The organism is Bowmanella dokdonensis, from assembly GCF_017254865.1.
Classification (GTDB): domain Bacteria; phylum Pseudomonadota; class Gammaproteobacteria; order Enterobacterales; family Alteromonadaceae; genus Bowmanella; species Bowmanella dokdonensis.
Genome location: NZ_JAFKCV010000461.1, coordinates 1 through 252, shown reverse-complemented (window position 1 = coordinate 252; position 252 = coordinate 1). Strand labels below are relative to the sequence as shown.

Genomic DNA, 252 nt, shown 5'->3' with positions numbered 1-252 from the left:
CGTTCGATTTCTAGTTCAGTTATGCCTAAAATGGCACCTGCGTGGGACATCGGCTTATCTCCATTAAATGATCTTCGCAAAATCAGTTTAATGAATGCTGATGTCCCCCGTTAATGATGAAGAGCCTCAACGTACACGATTAATAACACCATTCCATCCGCAATGGGTCATTACTCTGATCCGGTAGTTTTCAAAATTTCTAAAACCATACGCTCTTCTCGATAGCATTTCCATTTTGTTGTGGAAGCCCTC

General features: G+C 41.7%; 1 protein-coding gene. It reads right to left on the bottom strand.

Annotated features, from left to right (window positions below; translation table 11 throughout):
- Window positions 1-126: 126 nt before the first annotated feature.
- On the bottom strand, window positions 127-252 hold a 126-nt coding region (locus J0A66_RS23300), incomplete at its 5' end, for a transposase (RefSeq protein WP_206574634.1).